General features: G+C 43.7%; 29 protein-coding genes and 2 pseudogenes. 26 read left to right on the top strand and 5 right to left on the bottom strand.

The window, feature by feature from the left end; genetic code table 11:
• Window positions 1-4: 4 nt before the first annotated feature.
• From FTU50_RS02045 to FTU50_RS15350, 5 genes are all read right to left on the bottom strand, one after another.
• Window positions 5-1,018, bottom strand: a complete 1,014-nt coding sequence (locus FTU50_RS02045; protein WP_180069423.1) for a hypothetical protein — start codon at window positions 1,016-1,018, stop codon at window positions 5-7.
• Window positions 1,015-1,362 (bottom strand): hypothetical protein, encoded by a 348-nt coding sequence (locus tag FTU50_RS02040; RefSeq protein ID WP_180069420.1) that lies wholly within the window; start codon window positions 1,360-1,362, stop codon window positions 1,015-1,017. Before FTU50_RS02040 ends, FTU50_RS02045 begins: the two co-directional genes overlap by 4 nt.
• Window positions 1,359-1,721: a hypothetical protein gene (locus FTU50_RS02035; RefSeq protein WP_180069417.1), complete on the bottom strand. Its 363-nt coding sequence runs from the start codon at window positions 1,719-1,721 to the stop codon at window positions 1,359-1,361. Before FTU50_RS02035 ends, FTU50_RS02040 begins: the two co-directional genes overlap by 4 nt.
• Complete coding sequence (locus tag FTU50_RS02030) at window positions 1,718-1,969, bottom strand: hypothetical protein (protein ID WP_180069413.1); 252 nt, start codon at window positions 1,967-1,969, stop codon at window positions 1,718-1,720. The genes FTU50_RS02035 and FTU50_RS02030 overlap by 4 nt, the downstream gene beginning before the upstream one ends.
• Before the next feature lie 181 nt (window positions 1,970-2,150).
• Window positions 2,151-2,894 carry a LexA family transcriptional regulator gene (locus FTU50_RS15350; RefSeq protein WP_218951733.1) on the bottom strand — a complete coding sequence of 248 codons (744 nt, stop codon included), beginning with the start codon at window positions 2,892-2,894 and terminating at the stop codon, window positions 2,151-2,153.
• 135 nt (window positions 2,895-3,029) lie between these two features.
• Between FTU50_RS15350 and FTU50_RS02020 the strand changes: the two genes are divergently transcribed.
• The 26 genes and pseudogenes from FTU50_RS02020 to FTU50_RS01900 all read left to right on the top strand — a co-directional run bounded on the left by FTU50_RS02020 (window position 3,030) and on the right by FTU50_RS01900 (window position 18,727).
• The gene (locus tag FTU50_RS02020) at window positions 3,030-3,242 is read left to right on the top strand and encodes a Cro/CI family transcriptional regulator (protein WP_180031706.1); all 213 of its coding nucleotides are present in this window, start codon (window positions 3,030-3,032) and stop codon (window positions 3,240-3,242) included.
• Window positions 3,243-3,289: 47 nt separating this feature from the next.
• Window positions 3,290-3,694, top strand: a complete 405-nt coding sequence (locus tag FTU50_RS02015; RefSeq protein WP_257223451.1) for an ORF6N domain-containing protein — start codon at window positions 3,290-3,292, stop codon at window positions 3,692-3,694.
• Complete coding sequence (locus tag FTU50_RS02010; RefSeq protein WP_180069410.1) at window positions 3,687-4,553, top strand: Lrp/AsnC family transcriptional regulator; 867 nt, start codon at window positions 3,687-3,689, stop codon at window positions 4,551-4,553. The genes FTU50_RS02015 and FTU50_RS02010 overlap by 8 nt, the downstream gene beginning before the upstream one ends.
• Window positions 4,553-5,872: a DnaB-like helicase C-terminal domain-containing protein gene (locus tag FTU50_RS02005; protein WP_180069407.1), complete on the top strand. Its 1,320-nt coding sequence runs from the start codon at window positions 4,553-4,555 to the stop codon at window positions 5,870-5,872. The genes FTU50_RS02010 and FTU50_RS02005 overlap by 1 nt, the downstream gene beginning before the upstream one ends.
• Entirely contained in the window at window positions 5,869-6,282 is a 414-nt protein-coding gene (locus FTU50_RS02000; protein WP_180069404.1) for a hypothetical protein, read from the top strand. Before FTU50_RS02005 ends, FTU50_RS02000 begins: the two co-directional genes overlap by 4 nt.
• An 8-nt stretch (window positions 6,283-6,290) precedes the next feature.
• Window positions 6,291-6,515: a helix-turn-helix domain-containing protein gene (locus FTU50_RS01995; protein WP_180069401.1), complete on the top strand. Its 225-nt coding sequence runs from the start codon at window positions 6,291-6,293 to the stop codon at window positions 6,513-6,515.
• The gene (locus tag FTU50_RS01990; RefSeq protein ID WP_180069399.1) at window positions 6,512-7,102 is read left to right on the top strand and encodes a hypothetical protein; all 591 of its coding nucleotides are present in this window, start codon (window positions 6,512-6,514) and stop codon (window positions 7,100-7,102) included. Before FTU50_RS01995 ends, FTU50_RS01990 begins: the two co-directional genes overlap by 4 nt.
• On the top strand, window positions 7,099-7,263 hold the full coding sequence (locus tag FTU50_RS01985) for a hypothetical protein (RefSeq protein WP_180069395.1): 165 nt from the start codon (window positions 7,099-7,101) through the stop codon (window positions 7,261-7,263). The genes FTU50_RS01990 and FTU50_RS01985 overlap by 4 nt, the downstream gene beginning before the upstream one ends.
• Window positions 7,256-7,777 carry a dATP/dGTP diphosphohydrolase domain-containing protein gene (locus FTU50_RS15655; RefSeq protein WP_180069392.1) on the top strand — a complete coding sequence of 174 codons (522 nt, stop codon included), beginning with the start codon at window positions 7,256-7,258 and terminating at the stop codon, window positions 7,775-7,777. Before FTU50_RS01985 ends, FTU50_RS15655 begins: the two co-directional genes overlap by 8 nt.
• A complete protein-coding gene (locus FTU50_RS01975) occupies window positions 7,774-8,118 on the top strand; it encodes a hypothetical protein (RefSeq protein WP_180069294.1) in 345 nt (114 codons plus the stop codon). Before FTU50_RS15655 ends, FTU50_RS01975 begins: the two co-directional genes overlap by 4 nt.
• Window positions 8,115-8,453, top strand: coding sequence for a DUF1064 domain-containing protein (locus FTU50_RS01970; protein ID WP_180069389.1), 339 nt, complete (start codon window positions 8,115-8,117; stop codon window positions 8,451-8,453). The genes FTU50_RS01975 and FTU50_RS01970 overlap by 4 nt, the downstream gene beginning before the upstream one ends.
• A 6-nt stretch (window positions 8,454-8,459) precedes the next feature.
• Complete coding sequence (locus FTU50_RS15695; RefSeq protein ID WP_373685463.1) at window positions 8,460-8,636, top strand: DUF1653 domain-containing protein; 177 nt, start codon at window positions 8,460-8,462, stop codon at window positions 8,634-8,636.
• Between the two features lie 10 nt (window positions 8,637-8,646).
• A complete protein-coding gene (locus tag FTU50_RS01960) occupies window positions 8,647-9,087 on the top strand; it encodes a hypothetical protein (protein WP_180069383.1) in 441 nt (146 codons plus the stop codon).
• A gap of 224 nt (window positions 9,088-9,311) precedes the next feature.
• Window positions 9,312-9,632 (top strand): hypothetical protein, encoded by a 321-nt coding sequence (locus tag FTU50_RS01955; RefSeq protein WP_180069380.1) that lies wholly within the window; start codon window positions 9,312-9,314, stop codon window positions 9,630-9,632.
• 127 nt (window positions 9,633-9,759) lie between these two features.
• Window positions 9,760-9,975, top strand: coding sequence for a hypothetical protein (locus FTU50_RS01950; protein WP_180069377.1), 216 nt, complete (start codon window positions 9,760-9,762; stop codon window positions 9,973-9,975).
• A 102-nt stretch (window positions 9,976-10,077) separates the two neighbouring features.
• Window positions 10,078-10,302 carry a hypothetical protein gene (locus FTU50_RS15345; protein ID WP_218951732.1) on the top strand — a complete coding sequence of 75 codons (225 nt, stop codon included), beginning with the start codon at window positions 10,078-10,080 and terminating at the stop codon, window positions 10,300-10,302.
• Window positions 10,241-10,519 carry a DUF968 domain-containing protein gene (locus tag FTU50_RS01945; RefSeq protein WP_218951734.1) on the top strand — a complete coding sequence of 93 codons (279 nt, stop codon included), beginning with the start codon at window positions 10,241-10,243 and terminating at the stop codon, window positions 10,517-10,519. The genes FTU50_RS15345 and FTU50_RS01945 overlap by 62 nt, the downstream gene beginning before the upstream one ends.
• Window positions 10,520-10,759: 240 nt before the next feature.
• Window positions 10,760-11,248, top strand: a complete 489-nt coding sequence (locus FTU50_RS01940) for a recombination protein NinB (RefSeq protein WP_180069372.1) — start codon at window positions 10,760-10,762, stop codon at window positions 11,246-11,248.
• Between the two features lie 40 nt (window positions 11,249-11,288).
• Window positions 11,289-11,510 carry a hypothetical protein gene (locus FTU50_RS01935; RefSeq protein ID WP_180069369.1) on the top strand — a complete coding sequence of 74 codons (222 nt, stop codon included), beginning with the start codon at window positions 11,289-11,291 and terminating at the stop codon, window positions 11,508-11,510.
• A 36-nt stretch (window positions 11,511-11,546) separates the two neighbouring features.
• On the top strand, window positions 11,547-12,194 hold the full coding sequence (locus tag FTU50_RS01930) for a putative metallopeptidase (RefSeq protein ID WP_180069366.1): 648 nt from the start codon (window positions 11,547-11,549) through the stop codon (window positions 12,192-12,194).
• Window positions 12,195-12,240: 46 nt separating this feature from the next.
• Window positions 12,241-12,708, top strand: coding sequence for a DUF2280 domain-containing protein (locus tag FTU50_RS01925; protein ID WP_180069363.1), 468 nt, complete (start codon window positions 12,241-12,243; stop codon window positions 12,706-12,708).
• On the top strand, window positions 12,698-14,104 hold the full coding sequence (terL, locus tag FTU50_RS01920) for a phage terminase large subunit (RefSeq protein WP_180069360.1): 1,407 nt from the start codon (window positions 12,698-12,700) through the stop codon (window positions 14,102-14,104). The genes FTU50_RS01925 and terL overlap by 11 nt, the downstream gene beginning before the upstream one ends.
• Before the next feature lie 9 nt (window positions 14,105-14,113).
• Window positions 14,114-15,571 carry a DUF935 family protein gene (locus FTU50_RS01915; protein WP_180069357.1) on the top strand — a complete coding sequence of 486 codons (1,458 nt, stop codon included), beginning with the start codon at window positions 14,114-14,116 and terminating at the stop codon, window positions 15,569-15,571.
• A 2-nt stretch (window positions 15,572-15,573) separates the two neighbouring features.
• Window positions 15,574-16,032: pseudogene (locus FTU50_RS01910) on the top strand (phage minor head protein); the annotation flags it as partial.
• A gap of 951 nt (window positions 16,033-16,983) precedes the next feature.
• Window positions 16,984-17,733, top strand: a pseudogene (locus FTU50_RS01905) (phage head morphogenesis protein); the annotation flags it as partial.
• A 55-nt stretch (window positions 17,734-17,788) separates the two neighbouring features.
• Window positions 17,789-18,727, top strand: coding sequence for a hypothetical protein (locus FTU50_RS01900; RefSeq protein ID WP_180069354.1), 939 nt, complete (start codon window positions 17,789-17,791; stop codon window positions 18,725-18,727).
• Window position 18,728: the final 1 nt, after the last annotated feature.

Raw genomic sequence — 18,728 nt, 5'->3', positions numbered from 1 at the left:
TTCCTTAAAATTTGATTGAAACGTGAGGCACTAAGCCTTTATTGATTGCATTCAGAATAGCTTTGCCCTGATCAGCACTCACGCCAAGATCAGTTAAGCCTTTAAGTGCTTCACCACAGATTTGCTTTCTGTGCTCAACATCCGCTTTGCGCGCTTCTTCTGCTTTGCGTGCAGCTTCTGCCTGTGCAAATTGCTCAGCCTCAATACGCTTGCGTTCATTTTCAGCAGCTTGCACAGCGCGCAATTCAGCAGCTTCTTTTTCAGCTTTCAATCGAGCTTCACGCTGCTGCGCTTCACGTTTTTCACGCTCCACACGCTCAGCTTCAAAACGTGCTTTTTCCTCTGCTTCGCGAGTAGCTTTTTCAGCAGCTTCACGGGCAATTTGTGCGTCACGTTCTTGTTGTTGACGCAAAATTTCAGCTTGGCGAAGGCGCTCTAATTCAGCTTGTTCGGCTTCGTATTTTTCGCGCTCTACTAATACCTTGCGTAGCGTTTCCAGTGTTTCAAATTTAGCCAGCTTGGCTTGTTCTTCATATTCCTCATAAGAAGAATCAATTACCTTATCTTCAAGCGTTTGAATCGCCTCCTTGATGGTAAAAGCTGTCCACTCGCTATCAGCAGCAGTAGCTAAAGAGGCAGCCATACGAATAGTTGCAATATGATGCTCATGCTTCGCCACGCGATCTTTTTCAGCCTGCTCCCAAGCATCACGTGGCGCCAAGATTTCATTGCGAAGTTCGTCAAATTTTTTAACAACTGAAATTCGGTCATCATCAATTAGCTTGATTTGCGCCTTTTGCTCAGCAACAAGTTCTTTGCCGTATTTCTCAATCAGTGTTTTTGATTTGCTGATCTTCAGAGCAAGTGAGCCAATCGCATCACGACCTTTTTTAGTGGTCACATCTGGTACAAATGAGCGAGCTTCTTGCGCGATTCGATCAAACAATTCTTCTGTGCCGCCACGCTTTGCATAAGCTTGAGCAATTGCATTTTGCTCAATTACCTGTAGTTCACTCATGCCACTTCTCCCACCATCTCTTTAAACTGCTCAATCAACCCGGACACCACCGGCATCTGCTGAACTTGTTCAAGTTGCTCCTGTGTCAAAAAGTCATCAGAATCAGCCTGACCGTGCGCATTTATCGGCAGATTGAAATACTCAATCAGGTTTTCTTTCACATCAAAACCATGCTCGTCAAAGCGAAGATTTAGTGTGATTTTGTTTAAGCAGCCGCCGAAAAAGTTAGGAAAGGTCTGCTCAAGTACAATGTTTGCAGTCGCGTATTTTGTTTCGTAACCGTCGAAGACTTGGAAATCATTTAGCGTTGCAACTGGCTGGAATTGTCGTACGATTGCGTTCATGATTCACCTCCGAAAACACACCGAAGGGCAGCAACAACTTGTTCGATTTCTTCTCCTGTGCGCCATGCTGCGATACCAACACGAAAGCCATGCCTGTTTTTGGCATAGCTGTAACCACGCTCACTATCCGTTATATACCAATACAGTTCATCCTCTTCCGGCTCAAAAGGCGCAGGCACTTCAATTCCATTTATGGTGATGGTGCGCGGTTTTAGGCGGAAATAAGCATCCCCATTCAGAAAATAAACCAATCCAAATTCAACCGCGTCTTTCCAGTCAAAACCGTTTACAGATGCCTGAACATCTTCACCATTCGCCAGCGCAATCAATGCCTCTTTACCACTAATCGACTTGCTCATTTCCCACCCTCCAAAACTTTAGCCACAGCCTCAACCTGATTAGCTGACTCACGCTCAGCAGTCACAATAATCATGCACGCTAGTCCAAAGAACAGAGCAAAGAGGACCAGGAATGCAAAGAAGTTACTGAACGCATTTGACTTGCGCTTCATTTCTTCCGGAGTAGGTGGCTGATATAAGATTTGAGTCGTTTGACTCTGAACTTTGTCAAACTTCGGCGTTTGACTGTGTGATGCGGTTTGATTCATAATGACCTCGCTATATGCAAGCCCGATTTGATTTCCAGTCCAGTCGGGCTTTTTGTTGTTTACGAGGTCAATAATAACAATGTTATTATTTTAATTCAATAACAATGTTAGTAATTTTTTATTTATTTACAATTTCAGGCAAAAAAAGACCGCCTAAGCGGTCATATTTTTAATAATGTTATTAATTATATCTTGATTGTCTTTTTAGCGTTCTGCGATGCTCAACCACTGTGCCGATAATCTCAATCTTTGATCGGTCAGATCGAATCGTTGGGAAATCAGGGTTAAGTGGAACAAGGTCAAAAACCTCAACGCCATTTTCATTCACGCCCCTGGAGCGATATTTTTTAAATGTTATTCCATCGGCGCTTTCAGCCATTACATAGTCTGTTGGTTGTGGTGGTACTTGGGTATCAATAATAATTAAATCACCTTCCTTGAAATCAGGGAGCATACTATCCCCAACAACATAAGCACCAAACGATGACGGACTGGTATCCACAGAAACAAAGGTGTAGTCGTCGGCTGGTAGTTGGATAGCTTCTCTCCACTTTCCGGCTTGAACATAAGTCAGGATTGGTATGCGCTTTAAGCCCTCAAACTCAACCGCCTGCACATTATTATCCATCCTATCAGTCACACCAGAAGCTATAGACTCAATATTAGACGCAAGCTCTGGGCTAATCTCAAAAGGCGCAACATCAAAAAAGTTTGACAACTTAATCAAGGCATCAAAATTAAGCGGGGTCCTAGCATTTAGATATGCACTAAAAGCGCCTTGCGTTGCCCAACCGCATGCCTCAGAAACATCATCTTGAGTTACTTTCTTGCCATTAGCACGCGCATTATCTTTATAGGCTGCCCAAATAGATTTTAAGCGTTCAGCATCTTGCTGGCGAGCCAATGACAGCGGTTTTCTAGCCATTATGCACATCATCATATAAACCTAACTTGCTCTCAATCCTAATAACAACATTATTAAACTACAAATAACAATGTTATTGCAAGGTAATAATAACAATGTTAGTATTATTGCGTGTTTAACTAATATTGTTATTTTATGGAAATCGAAACATTACTTTTGAGTGATCTAGTTAAGCAAGAAGGTCAAAAGGTTGCAGCCGACAAGATCGGGTGTCACCAAACAGCAATTAGTGCGGCAGTTAAGAAAGGTCGTGAGATTTATTTAGAAGTTCGGAATGGCGCTGTCGTTTCGGGTTTTGAAGTAAAGCCGGCTCTCGGTCTGCCGTTCCACAAAAACAAGAAAGCCTGATGGTCTAGATCAGGCTTTCTCTTGTGTTCAAAAGGAGATTAACCAACATGAACATGCCAATTTTACCACAAACAATCCAAGTTGCCGATAAGCAAACTTCGCTTATTCAGTATAAATCCGTGCCAGTGATGACCACTGAGCAAATGGCTGAATTTTACGGGACTGATGTAGACAACATTCGGAAAAACTTTTCAAACAACTCTGGCCGCTTTGTTGATGGCAAACACTACTTCAAAGTTGAAGGCACTGAATTAAGCGAGCTTCGTTTGTGCGTGAACAATATTCACGTGCAAATTTCAAGCAAAGCTCGCTCCCTAACATTATGGACTGAGAAAGGCGCAGCACGTCACGCCAAGATTCTGGATACAGATCAAGCCTGGGATGTTTTTGAGCAACTTGAAGAAGTACAGGATGAATACGAAGAATTTAAACAAGGAGTCGAAAATGCTTAGCACTGGAAACTCTACTGTTGATGCTATTGGTAACTTCAACTTTGAAGGGAACATCATTCCTGTTAATTGGTTCAGCACCTTTAAGCTTTCAAACGGAAAGCCTGATGTGAATGCAATCATTATTCTTTCTGAAATCGTGTACTGGTATCGCCCGTCTGTAGTTCGTGACGAAGAAACAGGTTTAATAAAAGGGATTAAGAAGAAGTTTAAAGCAGACCTTTTGCAGCGCTCTTATGGCAGTTTTTCAGATCAATTCGGACTTACCAAGATTCAGGTTCGTGATGCTTTGGATCGCCTTGAAAGCTTTGGTGTGATCAAGAAGCACTTCCGAACTATCACTGTAAATAACACTAAATTAAACAATGTTTTATTCATTGATTTAATCACCCCTGTCTTGTTTAAAGTTACTACCCTATCAAGTTATAACTTGGGAGGGTATGAAGTTATAAATGCAGAGGCTCCCCATTTAGAACTCGATACAAATACAAAGACTACTACAGAGATTACTACAGAGATTAGAAGAAGCACTGCTGAGCTGACTCAAATCTTAAAAGGAAAGAAACCTGTAGAGGCATTAATTGCAATTGGTCTTGAGAAGGATGTAGCTCAAAGATTCAATGAACACCGTAAAGCACTTAAAAAACCTTTAACCCTTGAAGGTCTGATTAAGCATTATCACGAAAGTTGCAATGCAGGGATTAGTACAAATGATGCAGCTCGAATTGTCTTGAGTGAATCATGGATTGGTTTTGCAAATCGTTATAACTGGAAGCCTGTCTATGAATCACTGATTGGTGAATCTAAATCAGCACAACCAGAAGCACCTCAAAACCTCAAAACAGTAAAAGGAGCTTGGTAATGTCTGATATTCATAACATCGCAATCGAGCAGTGTGTACTTGCTGCATTGATGACAGTTCAAAACTCTTATGAAGCTGTGGCAGGGGATTTAACTCAGGACTGCTTCTTCTCAACAAAGCATCAAGAGATTTTTAAAGCCATTTCCGAATTGGCAGATGCTGGAAAACCTTATGACGCTGTACTGGTTGAGCAAAAGCTAAATCAAAGCAAATCACTGATTGATGCCACTGACTACCTGGTGACGATCATGTCAGAAGCACCATCAAGTTTTTATAACTTGGGTAGCTATGTGTCTGAACTCAACAAATTAAAAACACATCGCAAGGTTGAGGAAATCGGCAAGAAGATTGCCATGATTGCACATGACCTGAATCTGGATGATGTCTTTGCTGAAGCAGAGGGATTGTTTAGCGGATCAGACAATCAGGATCAAAACCACTTAGGCGCAAGCTTTGAGGATTCAATCAACAGTGCTTTGCAGAAGATGATCGAGAAAGCTGAAGCAATGGCACAGGGTAAACCTGCTGGAGTGAGATTCAACCTTCCTACTTTGGACAACCTCATTGGCACGGTTCAAAAAGGCCATTTGTGTGTTGTTGGTGGTAGACCAGGTTCAGGTAAATCTACTTTGGCTCAAATGCTGGCGCTAGATACTGCAATCAAAAACAAGGGTGTGCTGTTTGTATCGGCTGAGATGGATAAAGAGACCTTGGCCAATCGCATGATTAGCGCCTTGAGTCTGATCCCTTATGACGAATTGCATAACGCTCGTATGTCGTCAGGTGTGCTGAAGGACTTCACTGACGCTCAAGTTGCCTATGCAAAATTGCCAATCTGGATTGAACCGAAGCAAAAGCCGACATTAAGCGAAGTTCGGACCTACGTTCGCAAGGCAGAGCGCAGATTTAAGAAGATTGGACTTGGTTGCATCGTTATTGACTACTTGCAACTTCTTCGCAATCCAAGCCAAAGAGACCGCATTCAGGAAGTGGCATCCATCAGCCGTGAACTCAAATCAATGGCGAAGGAATTTGAGTGCCCAGTGATTGCATTGGTCCAGTTAAACCGCGATGCAGACAAAGGTTCGCGCCCTAAGAGTTCAGACATTAAAGAATCAGGTCAGATTGAACAGGATGCAGACCAGATCGTTTTATTGCATCCAAAGCTGCAATCAGAGGACTTGATGCCGACTGGTGTGACTGAGGTGCTTGTGACTAAAAACCGTCACGGTAAGAAAGGAATTGTGCTGGTCCAGGATCAGTTAGACGTATGTCGTTTTGCAAGTGTGGCTCAAGAGCAAGCAGGGGGTGCAGCGTGAGCATTACAAACGAATTATTGGCTCACATGAGCTACACAGCAGTGGTACAGAAGAACAGTTTACGTGAGCAGCTGGACACAGAACTGGCTGAATTTCTGGCCAAAGGTGGAGAAATCAAACAACTTGAAGGCACTGAGATTAAACCATTGCCGCCGCGCTCAACTGCTGGAGCTGACAATTACGCCAGTGTAATGCAGGTTGGCGCGTTAATTGATTGGTGCAAAAAAGGCAGTCCACGCAGATCAAGACGTGCCGCCATCATGGAGCGCACAGGATTGAGCAAGAGAAGGGTTTTCACGTGTTTGACGCCCAACGCTACCAGCAGGCTAACAAAACACGAATACGCGCGAATTAAAGCGGTTTTGAAAGACATTGAAGAAGCGGAAATGGAGTGGGGTGTTGAGGCATGAGAACAAGAATGGATGTTATTGAGCGCAGTATTGCCTTGCTTAGAGTTGTGTCTTCTCGCGCCAATCGCCTGTCCACGCAGGAGTGTATGGAGATTACTGGACTGCAACAAAGATCAGCGCAGCGGTATTTGGTTGAGCTTGAAAAATTGGGTTACCTGCAAGGGGATGGGAGTATTCCGCGTGGCTACAAGGCTACAGACAAAACCAAGCAGCTGTTTGGAGCACAGGCATGAAAAAGCGCAATAAGAAATATAACCCGAATAAGTTGGTCAATCTGTATCGAAATGAATTGGCTAAAACTTATGAGCTTTGGTCATCGTTTGATGATGTTGAACTGACCGAAGCATCAAGCAGATTGAAAGCGGCTGGCGCATCAAAAAAACAGGCTATCGAGGGTATGTATGAGTATTTCGATGGTGATCTTGTTGTGCCAATTTTGTGGGATTTAATGACGGATGACACCGCGTTTTTCGTGGGTATGGATTCGTATTACTACCACCAGGACGACCCAACAGACATTCAAACGTCAGCAGTGCAGTTCGATGTGCCTGCCATGACATACGACCAATTCAAGCTTGGTGGCAGTGATGCAAAAGTGACGGATGAGCATGGATTCAAACGCAGATGGAAAGGTTTGGAGAAAGAAACTGATGATGTGCATAAGCCATTTTTGGATAAGGGTTACAAGCTGTTTAAGTGTATGTGCTACATGAAAGCAGATGTGAAGTTCAAAGACTTTCAGTCTTACAACAAGTTTAAGGCAGAGCGTGTGAATCGCGGAATGCGCAGGAAATATCGTTTACAGGAGTTGGCAGCATGACAGGATTTACAGAGTTGAGAGATCAGATCAATAAAACGACTGACTTGCAAGAAAAGGAATTACTGCTAGAGCAGTTTGAAGCGATGCACCGAGCAGCAGATGAAGAAAGCAAAGAATTTGAAGATTTGATACGTGGGGAATGGAGAGTTTGGAATGAGTGAGCAGGGTCAAAAGTTTGACAAAAATAAGCCGAGAATGTCATTGCTCCCAAAAGGCGCTCTAAATGCCGTAATTCGAGTTTTGGAGTTTGGGGCTAGTAAGTATCAAGAAGACAACTGGAAGCATGTTTCTGACGCTAAGGTGCGATATTACGATGCAATGCAACGCCACATAGACGCATGGTGGCAGGGTGAACAGAAAGACCCTGAAACTGGAGAGCATCATTTAGCCCATGCAATTTGCTGCGGGATGTTCTTGTGGTGGTTTGATGATATGGACACCAAGGTTTTGGCTGGTGCTGGTTTTGCAGCAAAGTTTGTTCGTAAAGGAGATTTACCAGAACGCGGACCAATTGATCAGCTTGGCTATCAAATGCAACAAGAAACGCCTGCGGTGATTTTAGAGGCTGAGAGAAAACCTAAACCCAAGTGCGACTGCGCTCATTGGAAGAACTCTAGCTTCTTTCATGGCGAAACCCATACCTGCGCTGATTGTGGTGGTGAGGTGGTGATATGAGTGATTTTAAAGATGTGAAGCCGTACACACAAGCCGAACTAGATCAACAGGAAATTTGGGCTAATGAATTTGATCAATGGTGGGAAGACGAAGGTCAGTATCAGCGCGCAGGCGGCGGTCAATATGAGAGAAGTTTTGCTTGGTGGGCTTGGTTGAATCGGGAGCAAAAGCAACAAGCCATCATCGACAACCTAAAAGCCCAACTCAACAACATGGAGGCTTGTTATATCGAGAAGAAGAAGCAGGTTGAGGCTGAGAGAAAGCTGTGCCACCACCACTGGGTTGATGGTTTGGATGTTGGGACCATGGTTTGTGCTCACAAATGTGGAGCGTGGAAATGACTAAATACAACAACAAGAAGGTGGTGCTTAACGGCATCACCTTCGATAGTCAAAAAGAAGCAAGACGTTATCGGGATTTGTCACTGTTAGAGCGTGCAGGGGAGATCAAGAATCTGGAACTGCAAAAGGCATTCATTTTGGCTGAGTCGGTCAAGTTTGAAGATGAGCCAAGACGCAAGCCAGCAATTAAGTATGTCGCAGATTTTGTTTATCGGGAAAAGGGGCAACTGGTTGTCGAGGATGTCAAAAGCAAGATGACACGGAATTTACCGGTTTACCGTTTGAAGAAGCACTTGATGAAGTCAGTACACGGTTTAGAGATCAGAGAGATTTAAGAGGGAATGGGGATGAATTACAGGCACATCAAAACTGGAAATAGCTACGCATTAATAGTGGTGGCGAACAAAGGATCGAGCAAACCTAACTTTCCTGAAATTGCGGTATATCAAAGTCTAAAAGATGGGGTGGTGTACGCAAGACCATATACAGAATTTATAGAAAAATTTGAGAAGGTTTAGGGGAATAGGGATGAATGCGATGGTTAAGGCAGAAGTGATGAACTGGGATCGTTTTAGTATTGAAGATTGGCTTAAGCAGTATGGTGCATACATCCAGATCTCACGCATGAAGTCAGGACATGAGCCGGATTCGCTTGGGGTAAATCAGATTTACTGGCTGATTCTTGAAAATAACAAAGGGGTGGCACCACGTAAAGACCAGATCATTTGCAAGATTAATGATTTTGAAGCTGAGCAGGTGCGGAAGTTGATTGTTGATTTTAATAAGTCTAGTTCGGTTTGTGCTTCGGCAAAGGCCGCAGTGCAATTGTTCATCGAGAAGAATGTGAGAGGGATGTCATTAAGCCAGATGGAGAAAGAATTTAGCCTATCAAGAAGCTCGATAAACAACATGGTTTTTGCAGGGAGTTATTACTTAGCAGGCCATGACAAAAGACTTCGCTTAAAATGATTAAATAACTTGCGTTTAAATGCGAATATGCTATTTTGTGTTAAGTGGTCGAAGTTATGTATACGCACTTAACCACATGAAAAGCAAATGACAATCAGGAAAGACTGATAATTACCGTAAAGGCTCACAGAAATGTGGGCTTTTTGCGTTATGGCGGCTTCCTTTAATCGTAGTGGTTTAAATTGAATGCCGCCACTCAGATTCTAAAAATAGTTGAGCACATCATGAAAACAATCAAATTCCAAAACAATGAATTCCAGTTTGCCGATGTGCATATTGCTAAAGCAGGTGATAAAGCGTGGGATTATGCTTGGGGTATTGCTGACGAGTTTGGTTATTTGGCCCCATGTGTCATTGAGTCGCTACCCGATGAAGATGATAACGAGCAGATTCTTGCTGTAGATCGTGAAGATAAGTGCAAGGCTGAATGTATTGCCATTATCTGCTCAAAAGAGAAATCACCAATGTTCCCGTCATTAACTGACGATGCTCGTTGTATTGGCTTCCAGTTTGTGTATGAAGGGGATCAATTCGAGGTGCTGTGATGCTCCGATTTTTAATGTGCTTGTTTGGATTTCATGGTGCGACTGAGATCGACTACACGATTGATGATGAAGAAATTAATGTGTGTCGGGATTGTTTGAAAGAAGTTGAATGATTTTGGAGAGTGTTATGTCTGGTGGTATTTGGGGATTTATGAAAAAGTTTGTAGACGGTCATCGGATTGTCTCAACTGGTGATTTAACACTTTTTCAAATTGCTGAGGCGCGAAAAGAAGGTCGAATTTTTATTGATAATGAGACTGGTTTGGGATGGGTGGCGCTACCATGGGAGTTGACTGCAGCAAAAGATAAGCAGCGTGAATCTGACTTAAGCAATCGAAAGTAACCCTCGCCACTTCGGTGGCATTTGCCGAACGTATTACGGCATATAAGGCCCTGTCACATACTAGATATTGGCGGGGTTTTTATTTTCTTATTGGTGGTACCCATGGACATAGTATCTGCACAAAAGGAATTAAAAGAACATTGCGACCAGATTGATATTTTACTCAGCCTGTCACGCAGCATGATGACTGCTAAAGAGATGGTGGATATTGATGCAAAACTTAAACGACATCGAGAGCGGGCAAGAAACATCAGAATCAATCTCTATGAAGCGCAACCCCAAAAGACTCGCAGCAATCAGAAAGCTGCCATGCATTCGGTGCGGTAATCCCAATAGCCAGGCTGCTCACAGTAATTCAGCAAAGCATGGTAAGGGTAGAGGGATTAAAGCAAATGATTCGTTTACAGTTCCTTTGTGTTACGTGTGCCATTCCGATTTTGATCAGTACAAGATGGGCAATCGAGCAGAAAGTGAAGCAATGTTTGATCAGTGGCTGGTGAAAGTGGATCGGATGTTGGCGATGGAAGATAAAGAGGTGTTTTGATGGATATAAGAAAATTAATAGTGAACATCTTGATTATTCCATTGCTGCCAATTGGAATGTTAGTAGCTCTCTACCAGCGATTAACATGCAAGCACGACTATAAGAAAATCAAAACAGTTCATGGTGATCAAATTATAGCAATGGGCTGGACGCGCAGTATTTGGGTTTGTGAAAAGTGCAAACATGAATACTGGTCTGGCGATCTAAACAAGATGACAAAAAGATAGATGGAGATAGGAAATGCAAAAAGCCGTGTTTCCTATCCAGTCACATGCCGACATCACTAAAGCCATTAACTATATGCATACCAATTACACTCAGGCGATTAATGAGGGTAAGCCGTTAAGGGTGGTGATTGATCAGAAGCAGGATGATAGATCCACTGCACAGAATCGCTTGTATTGGATGTGGCTTGGCCAGATAGAGAAAAAGACTGGTCAGGATAAAGACTCACTTCATTACGAGTTTAAGAAACGCTTTCTGATTTATATCTATCGTCGTGATGATCAGGAGTTTGCTGAAACCTGCAATGCGATTGCAATGCTTAAACAGAATGAGTGTGAAGAATACCGGGTGATTGCAGAGCAAGTAATAAGACTTTGCAGTACAACCAAATTAAGCGTTAAGCAGATGACTGAGTATTTGAATTACGTGCATGACTTTGCTGTGACTCAGTTGCATGTGCATTTGACTGTGCCGGATGATTTGAAGTGGTGTTGGGTAGAATAGATTTCATGTTATAAGGTAAAAAAACAAACACGGAATCTACATGGAAAAATCACCAGAACAATATGCCATTTTTAAGCAATACCTTGATGAAAATAAAGACCAGTATGGTTTGGTTTCATATGAATTAATAAGCGATATAACTCTCGTATTAAATTTTAAAAAAGGTTATGAGTTTTATGCGAGAGAATTAGCAGAACATCGCTTAAAGCCTGAAACAATAACAGGAGTAAGGGCTGAAACCATCGAAGATGAAAATAATTAAGACCTCCTCCGGGAGGTTTTTTAATGGCTGAAGATTATGAAAAGACCAATGCCACCCAAAGAAATAGGCGTGTTTGATTTCGATTGGAGCATGCATAACGATGTGCCTTATGACTTCCGGCCGGATGAGGATTTAAAGGATTGGGTCTGGAGTACGTTCATAGATGAAGAGGGTGAACTCTGCAATCCAGATCACGTTCACCTGTCTTACTACAATCGGGATTTGATCGGATTTATGTGGGCCAGCCGGCCATTTGAAAAGGGTGGGCATATTGTCTTAGGTCAGGCTGAACAGGTCGCAATCATGGCCGGTGGCTGGAAGCGAAAACGCCAAGAGCTGCAAATGGTCCAGTGGTTTAGTTATATCCCGAAATACATCATCACCATTGATGCCGGCTTTGCTGAGTCCGCCAGTGATTCAGACTTTTGCGCCCTGGTGGAGCATGAGCTTTACCACATCGGCTATGAGTTGGATCATGAGGGTGAGATGTATATCAGCCCAACAACAGGTAGGCCAAAGCTTAAAATGCGTGGCCATGACGTCGAAGAATTCCATGGCGTGGTTCAGCGCTACGGTGCATCACCGGATGTACAAAAGATGGTGGATCTAGTGAATGATGGCCCGACAATTGGCAAGGCGAAAATTGCTCATGCATGTGGTACGTGTCTGCTGAAGTTGGCGTGATTTTTTTTGCCTATTTTGTTTGACGTAGTATGACAAAGAGGTGGTTATGGCAGCGCTAAAAGAGCCTGTAAAAATATTTATAGTTCAAGCTCTTGCATGCCGTGACACACCTCAAGAAGTTGCTGATGCGGTCAAACAAGAGTTTAAGATAGAAATAGATCGTCGGCAGTGTGCTTCATACGATCCAACCAAGCTGGCAGGCAAAAACCTTTCCAAAAAGTTTGTCGAGCTATTCAATAAAACCCGCGCAGATTTTGATGCTGGCTTAATTGATATCCCGATTGCAAACAAGCATTACCGCTTAAAGCAGTATCAGAAGCAATTAGAGCGCAACTCCAAAAATGTAGTGATGTCACTCAAAATTCTGGAGCAGGCTGCAAAAGACTGCGGTGGGCAGTTTACAAATAAACAAGAAATCACAGGCGCAGGTGGTGGACCGATAGAAACCATCAGCCAGAACGTATCAACTGAAAGCTACCTAAAAGCTAGGGAGCGGGTTTTAGATGAATACTGATCCAGCACGTGAGTTGGCGATACAGGTTGAAGCTCAAGAAGATTTGTATTTTTTCTCGCGCTATATGTTTAAAGAGCGCAAAAAGTACAAGTGGCTGCACAACTGGCACCATCGGGTAATCTGCGATGCATTGATGAAAGTATACCGTGGGGAGATCAAGCGCCTAATTATCAATATTCCACCACGGTATTCTAAAACTGAATTGGCTGTAATTAATTTCATGGCATGGTGTTTTGGCAAAGCGCCTGACAGTGAGTTTATTCATGTCAGCTACTCAGCCACACTTGCAGCAAACAACGCATTTCAGACACGTAACTTGGTGCAAGAAGAAGCATACAAGCGTGTATTTCCTGAGTTTGAATTGCGGGATGACAGCAAGGCAAAGGACGACTGGCGAACTGCAAAAGGCGGTGTCTGCTACTCGCAAGGTACGGGTGGTACCATCACGGGTTTTGGTGCTGGTAAATTTCGAGATTCATTTGGTGGTGCAATCATTATTGATGACCCGCACAAAGCCAGTGAAGCACGTTCTGACACAATCCGAAAAGGCGTCATTGAATGGTTTCAGAATACGCTTGAATCCCGCACAAACTCGCCTGATACGCCAATCATTGTCATTATGCAGCGTTTGCATGAAGAAGACTTGGCCGGATGGCTTCTGGATGGTGGAAACGGTGAGGAGTGGGAGCATTTATGCTTATCGGCTATTCAACCTGATGGTTCTGCTTTATGGCCTGAGAAACACAGCATTGAAACGCTTGAAAGAATGGAGCTGGCAGCGCCGTATGTATTTGCGGGGCAATATCGCCAAATGCCATCACCGCCTGCGGGTGGTTTTTTTAAGCCTGACAATATTGAAATTGTGGACGCATTACCTGCAGATCTGACCCACCATGTACGTGCATGGGATTTGGCATCTACTGAAAATGAGGGTGACTACACTGCTGGCGTACGTGAAGCCAAAGGCAATGATGGGTATATTTACATTGTCGATGTTCAGAGAGCGCAACTGGGTCCCGATGGCGTAGAAAAACGAATCACCCAAACAGCCGAACTAGACGGGAAGTCTGTTTTAGTTCGTTTGCCACAGGATCCAGGTCAAGCTGGTAAGGCGCAAGCTAAAAACTTTATCACCAAACTCGCAGGCTTTAAGGTCAAAGCTGAAACAGTATCAGGTGACAAAATCACACGTGCCCAGCCATTTGCAGCACAGGTCAACGTCGGCAATGTGAAAATGCTGCGCGGTGACTGGAACAAAGCCTTCATTGAAGAATTGCGAAACTTCCCAAATGGGCGACACGATGACCAAGTGGATGCGGGTAGTGATGCATTCAATGAGTTGAGCGAAGTTAGAACACCTAAAAAACCTGCAGGTGCAGGTAGTCGAACTTACTAAGGAACACACATGGCAAAGTCTAAAAAAGACAAAGCGTCAAAAAAGGCTTTGTCTTATGGGAACTTATACACTCAAGAAGCAGTCACACAGTTTTTATCTAATTTTGGCAAGCAGCCTGATATAGACGAGGTGCTTCGTAAAGCGGGTATTGCACGGCATAAATTGCGTGTCTTGCTGGATGATGACGAGATTGCACAAGCAGTAGAAACGCGTGTTGATGCTTTACTAGCAACGCCGTTACGAATTGAGCCAAGCGATACGGCAGAGGCAGAAAACTTAAATGCTATTCTAAAAGAATGGTTTTTTGAGATTGCTACTGGTGCCATGAGTGGCTTGTTGTTTGGTTATTCAGTTCAAGAAGCTGTGTATGAGCTAAAACCTGAAGGTTATATCGGGCTGCAATGGATTGGCGAAAAGCCGATGGAATGGTTCGAGCCAAAGAATGATGGGCGCTTAATCTATCGACCTGATGGCACAGGTGTGGAAAGTGAAGTTGATCAGGTATTTAAGTTTTTCTTAACCAGACGCAAAGCGACATACCAACAACCATACGGCAAAGCATTGCTTGCAACGCTGTATTGGCTGTTTTTCTTTAAGCAAAATGGCTTTAAGTTTTGGGCGAAATTCTTAGAGCGTTTTGGCACACCAATTTTACTTGGCAAGTGTAAAGACACTGAAACAGAAGATATGAGCCGTGCCTTGCTCAATGCCCATGCTCAAAGTGTGCTGGCAATTGATGCTGAAGATGATGTTTCAATTCTTTCAACATCGGGTACCAGTGGCACAGCAGGTGCAGCATTTGAATCATTTAACAATCAATTGATTCGTCAGATTCAAAAGGTTGTGCTAGGGCAGACGCTCACAAGCGGAACAGATGGTGTAGGCAGCAGAGCATTAGGTCAGGTGCATGATAACGTCCGAATGGACAAGTTAAAGTCTGATATTCGCTTAGTGACGCCGACATTGCAGGCTGTGGTTGATGCTTTGTGTAGCTTAAATGGTTGGGGCGAGTATAAGGTGATGCTTGGTGAAAAACCTAAGCCACTGAATAAAGATCAAGCCGAGCGTGATGGCCACTTGAAAAATGCGGGTGCCAATTTCTCAAACGCCTACTTCATCCGTGAATATGGATTGCAAGAAGGTGATTTGATGGAGCAAGCACAAATCAACTTCAGCCAGTTTAGCGCCGTACCGAAGCAAGCATTTAACTTCAAAGCCAAGCCAAACAAGCTATCCGATGCCCAGCAGGAAGTTGAAGAACTGACGGATGGCCAAGATGATTTAACGCTGCTAAATGATGCTGAGATTAAACAATTGATTGGTGTATCAGATAGTCCTGAATCGTTAGCGTTCAATCTTATGCAGCTGATTCCAGAAGCAACACAGACGCAGTTCACGGCCAATCTGGATCAAGCTTTGTATGCGGCTGATGTGCTGGGGTATGCGGCAGCTCAAAAAGGTGAATAGCCATGCAACCAGTTACCTTTCTTGAGGCCTTGCGATACGCCCACAATAAAAAAATCGTACTACCTGATGATTTCTATTCAATGGACCTTAAGACCCGACAGATGGCAACTACGGTTAGTTTTCTATCGAGCCTTGAGCAGATTGAAACAGTCATCAAGGCAGTGAATAAATCCATTGCAGATGGTGGTACGTTCAAGGATTTTCAGAAGCTGATTGAAGAATCCGAAATCATTTTGCCAAAGCATTACCTGGACAATGTATTCCGTACCAATATCCAGAGCGCTTATGGTCATGGCCGGTGGCAACAACAGCAACGGAATAAGGCTAAACGACCTTACCTGATGTACTCGGCGATCAATGATAGTCGAGTGCGTCCAAGTCATTTGGCCTTGAATCGGATTGTATTGCCGATTGATGATCCGTTCTGGCTGACACATTACCCGCCGTTGGGCTTTCGTTGTTTCTTGCCAGATACAAAAATTGATGGTGCCTCACATGGCGCCATTAAGAGATTTTACAGCGGGAAGATCGTAGAGCTTGTCACCAAGTCTGGCCGCAAGTTGAGGGTCACGGCTAATCACCCAATACTTACGAGTCGTGGCTGGGTTGTGGCTGAGCTCATTAAGCAAGGTGACAATTTGATTGCTTACGATAGACCAGTCGAAAGTCTTAATGCTAACGGTTTGACGCGGGAGGTATACAACAATGAGTTTGTACCCACTGCTGAAGATCTTTTCAAGACGTTCGTTGGTCATGCTCTTGCTGTCGGCGAAGCATCTTCTTTCAAGTTCGATGGCGATCTTTTCACCTTTGATGGTGAAATCCACATTGATATCCTGAATGATGGTTTGTCGATCAAGATTGATTCCAAGGGTGGTCAAGGCATCAAACAGCGAATGTTCGTGATCAGAAATGATGGAACCTGTTTCGAGAGATTTGAAGCCAGCAGCACGCCTGAAAGTGGGAATGTTATTCCAAATATTGTTCTTTCTAAGAATTCGATCAACATTGCCAACGGAAGTATTGAGAGTACTAGCAACTTTACGCTTGCCGATGTTCTGAGATTGATAGAGATTAAGGACAGCAAGCTCCAACTCTCTATTGGAGTCTCTAGCGGCATCCCAGGCAGCCGAGCATTGACGCTCAATTCCGCCCGGAGTCTGTTTGATGACCTTCCACTTGAGCGCTTCGGCTTGGCTTCGAGTTCTCAAGACAACGCCCTTTTTGATGAATTGTCTAGTCACGGAGTGTCTGACGATTCCGGTCTGTTTGGATATTTGGCTGATGCTCATGCCAGCCATGTAGCAGTCGATCCAGTGGTCAATGTTATCGAGGACTTTTTCAGCGGCCATGTTTATGATTTCCAAAGTGATAGTGGTTTATTATCTGCGGATGGAATTATAACACATAACTGCCGCTGCACCGTAATCGCTTTAACCGAAAAACAAGCATTGAAATATGGCATCACACCAGATGACAAACTGCCAGAAGTATCTGAAGCATTGGACTGGTCTTCACATCCTTTGCAATTTGGTGAGCTTGAATCACTGGTCGATAAAAAGATTGCTGATTCATCACTGGATAAAGAATTCTTGCTTGAACAAAAGCAAGTCATTCAAGCCGAGTGGACTGCATCCAAAAAGCTGACAAGTCTGTTTGCCCCGATGGATGACAAAACTCGAGATCTGTTTAATACGATTGCAGATACAGTGATTCCACTTGATCCGCAGATCAGGCCAAGTGCGATTCGGACTTTTCTAGATTATGTGCAAGGTAATGACTCAGCATTGACCACGTATTTAAATGCATCCACAGCTTCACTGGCAGACGATGTGCTGAAGCGCTGGCTTACTAGTGATATGGCAGCGATTCAAGCTGTGGCAAGCAATACAGCTTCAACTGTGGTCGGTGGTGCAACTATCCAGCAGGTTGCAGCGTATCAGGTTGGGCAGACAGTTCAATTGAGCGCGCCGTTACTCATGACTGAAACTGCAGGTGATATTGTGATTCAGATTGAGAATGCCAAGGGATTGGGCATTGATCTGGAAAAACTGAATGCAGGGCAAGGGGTTTTAATTCCACTGGGACTGTCATTTGAGGTGGTTTCTATTGAAACGATCAAAGGCAAGCTGATTTATACACTCAAGCCTTTGCTGAACTAATTTAAATATGAATATGACCGCTCCTTCTGGGGCGGTTTTTTTATGGAGCATGAAAATGCCAGTAGAGGAAACACAGGATAAATACTGTTTTCGGCTTGGCGATCTGAACGTCAATCAAGCCGAGGAAGGCAAGAAAAAGCGCACATTCACAGGCGTGGCATATAGCGGTGAAGTGATTACAGACCACTGGTATTGGGATCGAATCATTTTTGATTTGGATTCTATGAAGATAAAAGGTCGTATTCCCGCATTACTCGATCACTCACCACGTCAGCGTGCAGGTGTCATCAATGAACACAGCATTAACCACCAACAAGGTTTAGTCGTTTCAGGTGACTTAATGAGTAACGAGTTCGGCACCGAAGTTGCTCAGGATTCTGACGATGGTTTTCCGTGGCAAATGTCAGTACGCATTGAGCCGTCATCTGTAGAAGAAATTCAGGCTGATGCATCTGTCACAGTCAATGGAAAAGTTCACCAAGGACCAATCACGGTATTTCGTGGTGGTCGCATTCGTGAGGTGTCTTTCTGTGCTTTGGGTGCAGATGACAACACAAACGCCGTGGCAGCCAGCCATAACCCAACACAATCTAGCAAAGAGGACACAGACGTGACCGAATTAGAGCAAACCAAAGAAGCTTTGAAGAAAGCAGAAACCGAGCGCGATAACGCTCAAGCTGAGTTAAAGCAATTCAAAGCGCAAAAGCGTGCTGAAGATATTGCTGCACTGGAAGCTGAGCTTAAAACACAATTTAGCGCTGATGATAAAACTGCATACACCAATATGGATGATTCTGTTTTCGCATTTACCGCAAAGCAGCTTCGTCAATTCTCTGCAGGTATTCAGCAACAACCGCCAACTGGTCAGCAGCAACAAGCGCCGTTAGCAAATCCAGCATTTGCACACTTGTTCACTCATCAAGCAAACGGTGGCGAAAATCAATTTAACGCAGGTCAGAAAACATTAGCCGATCTTGCAAAAGAACGTAAATAAC

Origin of the sequence: Acinetobacter sp. YH12112, from assembly GCF_013418945.1 — a bacterium.
Classification (GTDB): domain Bacteria; phylum Pseudomonadota; class Gammaproteobacteria; order Pseudomonadales; family Moraxellaceae; genus Acinetobacter; species Acinetobacter indicus.
Note: the sequence above shows the minus strand (reverse complement) of the source record. Positions and strands in the feature narration are given on the sequence as shown.